The organism is Microbacterium umsixpiens, assembly GCF_053543675.1.
The window spans coordinates 1,518-11,889 of the sequence record NZ_JBLVOH010000185.1; the positions used below are offsets into that span (position 1 = coordinate 1,518).

The window sequence follows — 10,372 nt, forward strand, 5'->3', positions numbered from 1 at the left end:
CACCGCGCGGAGCTGGCCGAAGGAGAGCTCCGCGACGTCCTGGTCGCCCAGGAGCACGCGGCCGCTCAGGCGTGCGTTGTGGGGCAGCAGGCGCAGCACGCTCATCGCCAGGGTCGATTTACCGGACCCCGACTCCCCGGCGATGCCGAGCGTCTGGCCCGCCGGCAGCGTCAGTGAGACGTTGCGGACGGCGGCGACCTCGTCCCGCCCGGCGCGCCCGGCGGTGCGGTAGGTGATCGAGACGTCGTCGAAGATCAGATCGGGCATGTCATCGGCTCCTCAGCGTCGGGTTCGTGATGTTCTCGACGGCGCGGCCCATCAGGGTGAACGACAGCACCACCAGGACGATCGCGATACCGGGCACGAGCACGTACCACCAGTAGCCGCTGGTCGCCGCGGACACGTCCATCGCGTTCTTCAGGATCGAGCCCCAGGACTGCAGCGTGGTGTCGCCGAGCCCGAGGAACGCCAGCGTGGACTCGGAGATGATCGCCGAACCCACCGTGAGCGTGGTGTTGGCGAGCACCAGAGGCAGCACGCCGGGGAGGAGGTGCTTGATGATGATGTGCCAGTGGCCGGCGCCGAGGGCCCGCGAGCGCTCGATGTAGTCGCGCGATTCGATCGACAGGGTCTGCGCCCGCACCACGCGCGCCGTGCCTGCCCAGGATGTGAGCCCGATCGCGATGATGATCGTCCAGACACCGCGGCTGAGCACCGAGGAGAGCACGATCGCGAGGATGAGCGAGGGCAGTACGAGGAAGAAGTCGATGATGCGCATCATCAGGCCGCCGAAGAAGCCGGTGAAGTGACCGGCGGAGAGCCCGACCAGTGTGCCGATGACCATCGACATGGCGGTGGCCGCGAGTCCGACCAGAAGGGAGACGCGCGCCCCCCACACCATGCGGACCCAGATCTCGCGGCCCTGTTGATCGGTGCCGAGCGGATGCTGCCACGAGGGCGGCGCGAACCGCTCCGGGTCGACGAGCTTGGTGACGTCGAGCATGCTCGACGGTGCGATCACGGGTGCCAGGATCGCCACCGCCGCGACGATGACCAGGAAGATCAGACCGACCATGCCCGCGCGGTGGTGCGTGAACTGGCGGCAGAAGTCGGCGAACGCCGCCCCACGGCGGTGCCAGGCGAGCGCGCGGGGCGAGCGGATGGAAGTGGATGCCGTGCTCATGCGCGCCTCACCCTCGGGTCGAGCTGACGGTAGATGAGGTCCGCGATGAGGTTCATCACGATGATGATCGTGGAGAACACCACGAAGGTGCCCTGCAGGAGGGGCAGGTCGGGACCGGAGATGGCCTCGAAGGTGAGCTTGCCCAGTCCGGGCCACGAGAACACGGTCTCCACCGTCACCGCCCCGGCGATCAGCCCGCCGATGTGCATGAAGACGAGGGTGACGGTCGGGAGCAGGGCGTTGGGGACGGCGTGGCGGCGGCGCACGAGGTCTTCCCGTAGTCCCTTCGCGCGCGCGGTCGTGAGATAGTCGGCGCCCATCTCCTCCAGGAGCGAGCTGCGCATCACCATCAGGTACTGCGCATAGACGACGGCGACCATCGTGATCACGGGCAGGACCATGTGCGAGATCACGTCGAGGACGGCGCCGACGGGATCGGTGGGCGGGTTGGGGGAGACCATCCCGCCGGTGGGGAACCAGTGCAGCGTGCCGCCGAAGATCATCAGCAGCAGCAGGGCGAGCCAGAACGTCGGGACCGACCAGAACACCAGCGAGGTGCCCGAGACGATGCGGTCGAAGGTGGAGCCGTGCTTCCACGCGGCCTTCTGCCCGAGCCACAGGCCGAGGGCGATGGCGATGATCGCCGCGGTGCCGGTGAGGAGGATCGTGTTCCAGAAATACATGCCGATGAGTTCGGAGACCGAGGTGCGGTAGACGTAGCTCGTCCCGAAGTTCAGGGTGAAGACGTTGCCGAGGTAGTCGAAGAACTGCTGCCACAGGGGCTTGTTCAGGCCGAGCTGCTCGCGCAACTGCGCCACCTGTTCGGCGCTCATGCCGCGCTCGCGCGCGATCGATGCGACCGGGTCTCCAGGCAGGATCTTGAAGGCGAAGAATCCGAGGAGGATGACCATCGCCATGCTGATGGCCGCGCCGCCCAGCTTGACCAGGAAGTAGCGGAGGCCGCCGAGACCTCTCGGCTGCTCCTCGGCTGCGGCGCTGGTGGCGATGGCGGATGTGGATGGGGGAACCGCGTTCGACATGAAGTCTCCTTACAGCGGACCGGGAGACGCCGCGGGGGCGGATGCCCGCCGCCCACGGCGTCTCGCTGGAGTCATTCGACGTCGGCGATGTTGCGACGACGGATCAGGAAGAAGACCAGTCCTCCGATGAGGACCACTCCCACCACGATGCCTCCGATGACGAGTCCGGTGTTCGTGCCGGTGCCGCTGGCGGTCGCGCCCTCGACGGGCTCGACCGTGAGGTAGCCCCAGTAGCCGGCCTGGTTCGCGATGATGCCGCCATCCTTGGGCTGCAGGGTGAAGCCGGTGAAGCGGTCGGAGCGGTAGGCCTCGAGCGAGTTGGCGTACCAGGTGGCGACCTGTGCCGTGTCGGTGTAGTTCAGCGCCAGCATGTCGTGCACGATCTCCTGGCGCTTCTCCTCGTCGGTCTCGGAGCGCTGCTGGGCGTACAGCTCGTCGAACTCGGGGTTGCAGTAGCCGTCCTGCGTGGTGCCGCCGGTGCCGTCGGTCGCCGTGGGCAGGTTCATGCAGGTGTTGATGCCGAGCTGGTAGTCGGGGTCGGGGTTGACCGACCATCCGCTGAAGTACAGGTCGTAGTCGCCGGACGTGGCCTTCGCGCTGATGGTGTCCGAGTCGGTCGACTCGACCGCGATCTCGATCCCGATGTCCTTCATCCACGGGACGAAGAACTCGGCGATGGACTGCTCGTTCGAGTCGTCGGCGTCCGTCAGCAGGCGCAGGCTCAGACGCTGTCCGTCCTTCTCCCTGATGCCGTCGGCAGCGGGCACCCAGCCCGCGTCGTCGAGCTTCGCCTTCGCGGCGTCGGGGTCGAACCCGACGATCACCTCGTCGTCGTCCGAGAGGTGCCACTTCGGGAAGGACGCGGGGATGAAGCTGGTGGCCTGCACGCCCTCGCCGGCGAGGACCTTGTCGAGCAGCGTCTCCGTGTCGGTGCCGAGGCGGATCGCCTGACGGACCTCGAGGTCCTTCAGCGCCGCGTTACCGGTGCCGTAGGGCACGTTCTCGCGGGTCTGCTGGCCCAGGTTGATGCTGATCGAGTGATAGCGGCGTCCGATCCCGGAATGGGTCGTGATGCCCTCGACGCCGTCGAGCGCCTCGAACTGCGTCGGGGTGAGGCCCGAGACGAGGTCGACGTCGCCGGCCTTCAGCGCCTGCACCTGGGCGTCCGAGTTGGTGTAGTACACGTACTGGATCGCGTCGATCTTGGGGGCACCACGCCAGAAGTTCTTGTTCGCCTTGAGCACGATCGACTGGTTGGCCGAGTAGCTGTCCAGGACGAAGGGGCCGGAGCCGACCACCTCGGAGTCGTTCGCGAACGTGGTCGGGTCGTCGACCGCCTCCCAGATGTGCTGCGGGACGATCGGGATCTCGGAGCCGGGGTTGGGCGCCTGTGGCGTCTTGAGCGAGATCACCACGGTCTTGTCGTCGGGAGTCTCGACCGAGTCGAAGTTGGAGACGAGGTTGCCGTTCGCGGTCCCGAGGGCCGGCACGGTCATCATCTGGTCGTAGGTGTACTTCACATCGGCCGAGGTGATCGGCTCGCCGTCCGACCAGGTGAGATCGTCCTGCAGGGTGAAGGTCCAGGTCTGGCCGCCGTCGCTGGCCTCCCAGGAGTCGGCGAGGCCCTTGGTGGGGGAGCCGTCCTCGGCGTCGTTCTGCACGAGGGACTCGTACACGTAGCGGATGATGTTCGTCGGCGTCAGGTAGATCGAGATGAACGGGTTGAACGTGTCGACGAAGCCGGACGTCGCGATGCGCAACGTGGTCTCGGAGGCGGGGGATTCGGTCGCGGCACTCACGGACTGCGCCTGAGCGGCACCGGCGGGAGCAGCGATGAGGAGCGCGGAGGCGATCGCAGCGGCGGTCAGACTTCGTGCTGTTCTGGAGCGGGGGGCAAGACGCATAGAAGAAGTCCCTTCGGGCACCGCCCGGATCCACGATGAAGCCGGGTCGGTGGAGACCATGCAAGCGGAAGTCTGCCTCCGGGTCAAGGGATTCGTTGCGTATCGTCGAAGATTTTTCGCAAGTCGGCATCTGGGCGCAGGTTGCTTTCCGGGTGTAACAGCCCGGAAACATGCGGATGCAAGGATGCGCCCCACGCGAAGGGAGTTCGAAGATGCAGTATTTCCGTCCCGAGATCCGGAACGTATCCCTCGGATCAGCGTGATCAGGGCGCAAACGGGAATCGTATCCTCACTCCGCGGGCAGGGTGAGCGCGGCACGCAGGAGTGCGATGCGCTCGCCGAGGGAGGAGCGCAGGAAGTGCTCGTCCTCCGCATGCGCTCCGCCTCCGCGGGGTCCGAATCCGTCGACCGTCGGCAGCCCGAGGGCGCCCAGCAGATTGGTGTCGCCCGCGCCGGCCGCCGGCCGCGCCTCGATGCGCTGTCCGATGCCCGCGGCAGACCGTTCGATCGCCGCCACCAGCGCGGCGTCCTGCGCGGAGGCGACCCAGGCAGGGCGGGAGCTCAGGGTCTCGACGACGATCTCGGCACCGGTGCGGACGGGCGGCAGTGCGGCGAGTGCCCGCATCACCCGCTCCTCGGTGACCGGATCTGTGAAGCGGAGACCGATCTCCGCCTGTGCCCGTGCGGGGATCACGTTGGCGCGGGCGCCACCGGAGATCGTCCCCACATTGCAGAGCACGGGTCCCGGCAAGGCGGGATCCGCGACGATCTCTCGCACCCGCATCAACTGATCGACGAGCTCGTCCACGGCGGAGATGCCGTGCTCGGGGTCGAGGGCGGCGTGTGCGGCGCGCCCGGTGACCGCGATCCTGACGCGTGCGCTCCCGCGCCTGCCGACCTTGAGGGCGCCGTCCGGATGCGGCGACTCGAATCCGATGGCCGCGACGGCTCCGCGTGCGCGTTCGGCGAGCAGGGGACCCGACTCGGGCGAGCCGACCTCCTCGTCGGCGACCAGGACGATGCGCACGGCTCTGCGGCGTTCGCGCGGGAGCGGCTGAAGTCGCCGCAGGGCTTCGAGCATGACCACGATCCCGGCCTTCATGTCGTAGGCGCCGGGGCCGCGCACCACGTCCCCCTCCTGAGACCAGGGCAGCGCGCCGTCGAGGGTGCCCTCCGGCCATACGGTGTCGGTGTGACCGATCAGGAGGTACGGATCGCCGGCTCCGGCGACGTCGATGACGAGATCCGTTCCCGCGGCGGTCGGCTCCTGGCGGACCTCCCCGCCGACGCCCTCGAACCATCCGGTGAGGAGATCGGCGATGCTGCGGCTCGCCACGGCATCGCGGGTGGGCGACTCTCGGGTCACAAGTTCGCGCACGAGTGCGATGATGTCGTCTGAAGGGTGGTCCGCTCCGGGAGCTGCCGGGAAAGTGGTCACAGTTACGAACCGTATCTGCCTCTTGATTGAGGTGCAAGCCGCCGATAACATCGCTCCCAGCTGCATCACTCGTTCGATCTTAGGAAACGTATCGTGCCTCACTCTTCGGTGGCCGCCGACGCGGGCGTCGGTTACGACTGCCGCGAACTGACCCAGTACTCCGAGTTCCGTGAGGCGGCGGCACTCTATGCGCGCGTCTTCGCGTACACCGAGCAGGAGTACGCGCTCAACGCCAATCTGCTCACCGCGCTCGCACGTAACGGCGGATCCGCGGTGGGGGCCTTCGCAGACGACGGGGGGCTCATCGGGTTCGCGTACGGCTTCGCGGGCTGCGATGCGAGCGGGACCCACTTCCACTACTCGCAGGCGGCCGCGGTCGATGCCGCGCAGCAGAGCCGCGGAGTCGGTCAGGCGCTCAAGCTCGCCCAACGCGACGTCGCGCTCCGGTGGGGGCAGCAGTCCATGCGCTGGACCTTCGATCCGCTGCTGGCGCGGAACGCGCACTTCAACCTCAGCTCACTCGGTGCGGTCGGCATCGCGTTCGAACGCGACTACTACGCCCGGCCCGACACCGACCGGCTCGTGGTCTCCTGGGATCTGACCGCGACCACGACCGCACCCCGGGCGCCGCGATCGGGCGTTCCGGCGGGACTGGGCAGGGAGGACTGGGGGCGCGTCGTGCACGTCGGCGACGCCGATTGGATCGCGATCCCCGCGCGTGCGGATGAGCTCGCCCCCGGCGAGCGTCCGGCGCTGCGGCGGCAGCTGGAGAGTGCGATGACGGAGGTGTTCCGGCGAGGCGACGTGCTCGTCGCGGCCTCCCGTGTCGACGAGCACACCGCGGTCTACCGCGCCACATCAGGGAAGGCCATCGCATGAGCGACCAGCAGCACGAGGACCGCGAGCTCGTTTCGCCGCGGGACCGCTTCGGCGAGCGCATCCGGACCAACCTCTCGGCGGAGAGCATCCAGGCGCGCATCATCGAGACCGAGCTGCGCACGCTCGCGCTCACGTTCGAGGAGCTGAGCACGTCGGCCCAGGTGCCGCAGGCCGCGGCGCTGCTGCTGGGCGCCCGACGACGCTACGTCGCGGGTGAGGGGAAGGCGGCGGCCTACGCGCAGCTGCTCAACGCCGACCTGTCCGCGACGCTGTCCAACGTCTTCCTCGTCGACGGGCATGCGCTGCAGCCGCTGACCGTGCTGACGGATGTACGGGCCTCCGACGTGCTCATCGCCTTCTCCCTCCGGCGCTACCGCGAGGAGACCGTGCGGCTCGGGCAGCTGTTCCGGGAGGCCGGCGGGCAGCTCGTGGTGATCACCGACAGCGAGGACGCCCCGCTGGCGCCGCTCGCGACCTCGCTCATCCGGGTGCGCACCGGGTCTGCGTCCTACGCGGACTCGCCCACCCCGGTCGCGGCCGTCTGCCACCTGCTGAGTGCGCTGACGACGGCGAGCGCGAAGGGAGCCCGCCGTCGCCTGGCCGAGCGCGATCGGCTCGTCGCACGACTGGGACTGTACAGTTCGGATCCCTCGCGGCCCGAGGTCGACGAGGAGGCGGAGACGTGAAGATCACCCGCATCCGGCTGTTCGCGGTGCGTCAGGACCTGCGGCACAGCTTCGAGACCAGTTCGCATCGTAAATCCGGCATCGAGCACATCATCGTCGAGGCCACCGACGAGGAAGGCCGTCGTGGCTGGGGAGAGATCGCCGCGCCCAGCGACCCGTACTTCGGCGCGGAGACGACCACGACGGCGTGGGAGATCGCCACCCGCTACCTCGTGCCGGCCCTCGTCGGTGCCGAGGGTGAGGAACCTGCCGATCTGGAGATGACGTGGGCGCGGGTACGCGGCAACGAGTTCGCCCGAGCCGGCTTCTCCGGCGCGGTGTGGGACCTCTTCGCCCGCCGCCGGGGGCTCTCCCTCGCGACGGCGCTCGGGGGCACCCGTGACGAGGTCGTGGCAGGAGTCTCGCTCGGCATCGAGCCGTCGATCGACGAGCTCCTGGGCCAGGTGGAGCTGCAGCGCGCCGCAGGATATCCGCGCGTGAAGCTCAAGATCGCCCCCGGGTGGGACGTGGAGCCGGTGCGAGCGGTGCGCGACGCGCACCCCGACCTCGACCTCCACGTCGACGCGAACGGCGCGTATCCCGACGACGACGACTCCGCTGCCGTGTTCACACAGCTCGACGCACTGGGTCTGACCATGATCGAGCAGCCGTTCGCCCCGCGGGAGATGGTGGCGCATGCGACGCTCCAGGCCCGGATCGGAACGGCGGTGTGCCTGGACGAGTCCGTCATCGGGCTCGGCGATCTGCGCACGATGATCAGGCTCTCCGCCGCGCGCATCCTCAACATCAAGGTGTCGCGGATGGGGGGACTCACCGTCGCGAAGGCGGCGCACGACCTCGCCGTCGACGCCGGCATCCCCGTCTGGTGCGGGGGCATGCACGAGTTCGGGATCGGTCGGGCGGCGAACGTCGCGATCTCGGCACTGCCCGGGTTCCTCCTCCCGTCGGACGTCTCCGGTTCCGACAAGTACTACGTCGACGACATCATCGCCCCACCCGTCACCGCGGTGGAGGGCAGGGTGCAGGTTCCTCGCGGAGCGGGCATCGGCCACGACGTCCTCGGGGAGCGGATCGAGCGGGCCGCGTTCCGCACCTGGGATTCCGCCGACACCACCGTCCGCGATCCCGCGCTCACGCACGGGTGAGACGCCCATTCCGGAGAGGACCATCATGCGTGCGCTGCTGCTGTTTCGCCTCGACCTGTCGGGCACGTCCGCCGTCGAGGAGAGCATCCACCCCATCGACCCGCGTGAGCCGATCGTCAGGGCGACCGACCTCGGCGTCAATCGCGGCGACGGGGTGTTCGAGACCGCCGTGGTCCGCGGCGGCAGGCCGCAAGCACTCGAGGCTCATCTGACGCGCCTCGAACGCTCGGCGGCGCTGATGGAGCTGCCCGCGCCCCGACGCGACCTGTGGCGAGCCGCGGTGCTCCGGGCGGCCGCGGCGGTGTCCCTTCCCGGAGTGCTGGAGGAAGGGGAGATCGCGTCCGTCAAGTTCGTCATGACCCGAGGCGACGAATTCGACCAGGGAGGGCCGACCGGTTGGGTGCTCGGGTTCGCCGGCAGCGACCCCTCCGCCGTCCGTATGCGCGGCGTCCGCGCCGTCGTGCTGGATCGCGGCTACCGGCACGACGTGATGCAGACCGCCCCCTGGCTGCTGCAGGGAGCGAAGTCGCTCGCCTATGCGGTGAATCAGGCTGCCCTTCGGGAGGCGGCCCGTCGCGGCGCCGATGACGTGATCTTCGTGAGCGCAGACGGATTCGTGCTCGAGGGCCCGCGCTCGACGCTGATCGCCCGCATCGACGGCGAGCTCGTCACACCACCCGCCGAGCTCGGCGTCCTCCCCGGAACGACCCAGGCCGATGCATTCTCGGGAATCACCGACGTCCCGACGAGGATCGGGGTGCTCATGCGCGACGATCTGGATCGGGCGGATGCGCTGTGGTTGTGCTCCAGCACGCGCGGCGCGGTGCCGGTGGGGCAGGTCGACGGTGCGGAGCGGTTCATCGACCATGACCTGACCGCGCGGATGAACGCGGCGCTGGACGCGCGCGAGGACTGAGAGAGGTGCACAGCGGATGCTCGACAGTGTGATCGACGGACACAACGACCTGGCGTGGGCGAGCAGGACCCTGCTCGGGTACGGGGTGGAGGAACTCGCGGACGGCGTGCCGTCGACGCAGACCGATCTTCCCCGGCTCGCGATCGGCGGGGTGGCCGGACAGTTCTGGTCAGTATGGGTCGATCCGGTGCTGCAGGGCGCCGAGCAGGTCGTCGGAACGCTGGAGCAGATCGACTTCGTGCACCGTCTGGTCGACGCGCACCCCGAGCGCCTCGCCTTCGCGCGGACCGCAGCGGATGTGCGCCAGGCGATGGCGGAAGGGCGGATCGCCTCGCTCATCGGCATCGAAGGCGGCAGCCAGCTCGGCGGTTCGCTCGCGGTGCTGCGCCAGTACGCCCGTCTGGGCGCGCGGTACATGACGCTCACCTGGTCGCGGACGACCACCTGGGCCGACTCCGCGACCGACGACGCGCATCACGGGGGTCTCAGTGCGTGGGGCCGCGAGGTGGTGCGCGAGATGAACCGCATCGGGGTCCTCGTCGATCTCTCCCACGTGGCCCCGACGACGATGCGTCACGCCCTCGAGGAGACCACCCGCCCCGTGATGGTGAGCCACTCCGGTGCTCTCGCCCTCTGCGATCACCCGCGCAACGTCCCTGACGACGTGCTCGCCGCGATCGGTGCCCAGGGCGGAGTGGTGATGGTCGCTTTCGTACCCACGTTCGTCTCGCAGGCCCGCCGCGACTGGTGGGAGGCCGGAGGCGAGGGCGAGGCGCCGGCCGTGAGCGTCCGCGACGTCGCCGATCACCTCGACCACATCCGACGGGTCGCGGGACCACACGCCGTCGGCATCGGCGCGGACTACGACGGCACCGATGCGATGCCGGACGGACTCGCCGACGTCTCCGGCTACCCGGTGCTGTTCGCAGAGCTGCGAGCGCGGGGATGGTCGGAGGCCGAACTCGCCGGCCTCGCGCACGAGAATGTGCTCCGGGTCCTGGAGGCTTCCGATCGCGATCACGAGTCCTTCCTGGCAGGGCGGGCCGCACCGCCCGCGACCGCCGCGCTGGTGCCCGCCGTCGATGTGTCGACGCGGGAGGGAGCGCTGTGAGCCCGCGCGTGCTCGTCGTCGTCAACTCCGCGAGCTCCGGACCGCGGCGCCTCGGGGCCTGGCTCGGGGG

10 protein-coding genes are annotated in these 10,372 nt (G+C 69.1%); 5 read left to right on the forward strand and 5 right to left on the reverse strand.

The window, feature by feature from the left end; all coding sequences use genetic code 11:
- From ACNPM4_RS17090 to ACNPM4_RS17110, 5 genes are all read right to left on the reverse strand, one after another.
- A partial coding sequence (locus ACNPM4_RS17090) for an ATP-binding cassette domain-containing protein (RefSeq protein ID WP_448986477.1) occupies positions 1 to 267 on the reverse strand: 267 nt, incomplete at its 3' end.
- Between the two features lies 1 nt (position 268).
- Positions 269 to 1,183, reverse strand: coding sequence for an ABC transporter permease (locus tag ACNPM4_RS17095; protein ID WP_091037101.1), 915 nt, complete (start codon positions 1,181 to 1,183; stop codon positions 269 to 271).
- The gene (locus ACNPM4_RS17100; RefSeq protein WP_105710141.1) at positions 1,180 to 2,223 is read right to left on the reverse strand and encodes an ABC transporter permease; all 1,044 of its coding nucleotides are present in this window, start codon (positions 2,221 to 2,223) and stop codon (positions 1,180 to 1,182) included. The genes ACNPM4_RS17095 and ACNPM4_RS17100 overlap by 4 nt, the downstream gene beginning before the upstream one ends.
- A gap of 71 nt (positions 2,224 to 2,294) precedes the next feature.
- Complete coding sequence (locus ACNPM4_RS17105; protein ID WP_448986478.1) at positions 2,295 to 4,022, reverse strand: ABC transporter substrate-binding protein; 1,728 nt, start codon at positions 4,020 to 4,022, stop codon at positions 2,295 to 2,297.
- Positions 4,023 to 4,416: 394 nt separating this feature from the next.
- Entirely contained in the window at positions 4,417 to 5,565 is a 1,149-nt protein-coding gene (locus ACNPM4_RS17110; RefSeq protein ID WP_448986479.1) for a M20/M25/M40 family metallo-hydrolase, read from the reverse strand.
- A gap of 93 nt (positions 5,566 to 5,658) precedes the next feature.
- On the opposite strand from ACNPM4_RS17110, the gene ACNPM4_RS17115 reads away from it, so the two are divergent.
- Genes ACNPM4_RS17115 through ACNPM4_RS17135 form a run of 5 tightly spaced genes read left to right on the forward strand, consistent with a single transcriptional unit; the run spans position 5,659 to position 10,302 of the window.
- Positions 5,659 to 6,444 carry a hypothetical protein gene (locus tag ACNPM4_RS17115; protein WP_448986480.1) on the forward strand — a complete coding sequence of 262 codons (786 nt, stop codon included), beginning with the start codon at positions 5,659 to 5,661 and terminating at the stop codon, positions 6,442 to 6,444.
- Entirely contained in the window at positions 6,441 to 7,130 is a 690-nt protein-coding gene (locus ACNPM4_RS17120; RefSeq protein WP_029261649.1) for a MurR/RpiR family transcriptional regulator, read from the forward strand. The genes ACNPM4_RS17115 and ACNPM4_RS17120 overlap by 4 nt, the downstream gene beginning before the upstream one ends.
- A complete protein-coding gene (gene menC, locus ACNPM4_RS17125; RefSeq protein WP_448986481.1) occupies positions 7,127 to 8,275 on the forward strand; it encodes an o-succinylbenzoate synthase in 1,149 nt (382 codons plus the stop codon). Before ACNPM4_RS17120 ends, menC begins: the two co-directional genes overlap by 4 nt.
- Before the next feature lie 25 nt (positions 8,276 to 8,300).
- On the forward strand, positions 8,301 to 9,191 hold the full coding sequence (locus ACNPM4_RS17130; RefSeq protein WP_448986482.1) for an aminotransferase class IV: 891 nt from the start codon (positions 8,301 to 8,303) through the stop codon (positions 9,189 to 9,191).
- Between the two features lie 16 nt (positions 9,192 to 9,207).
- Positions 9,208 to 10,302, forward strand: coding sequence for a dipeptidase (locus tag ACNPM4_RS17135; RefSeq protein WP_029261652.1), 1,095 nt, complete (start codon positions 9,208 to 9,210; stop codon positions 10,300 to 10,302).
- The last annotated feature ends 70 nt before the right edge of the window (positions 10,303 to 10,372 follow it).

Coding starts and splice junctions, on each gene's coding strand:
- ACNPM4_RS17095 (WP_091037101.1), bottom strand. CDS start 1,183: ATGAGCACGGCATCCACTTCCATCCGCTCGCCCCGCGCGCTCGCCTGG.
- ACNPM4_RS17135 (WP_029261652.1), top strand. CDS start 9,208: ATGCTCGACAGTGTGATCGACGGACACAACGACCTGGCGTGGGCGAGC.
- ACNPM4_RS17120 (WP_029261649.1), top strand. CDS start 6,441: ATGAGCGACCAGCAGCACGAGGACCGCGAGCTCGTTTCGCCGCGGGAC.
- ACNPM4_RS17130 (WP_448986482.1), top strand. CDS start 8,301: ATGCGTGCGCTGCTGCTGTTTCGCCTCGACCTGTCGGGCACGTCCGCC.
- ACNPM4_RS17100 (WP_105710141.1), bottom strand. CDS start 2,223: ATGTCGAACGCGGTTCCCCCATCCACATCCGCCATCGCCACCAGCGCC.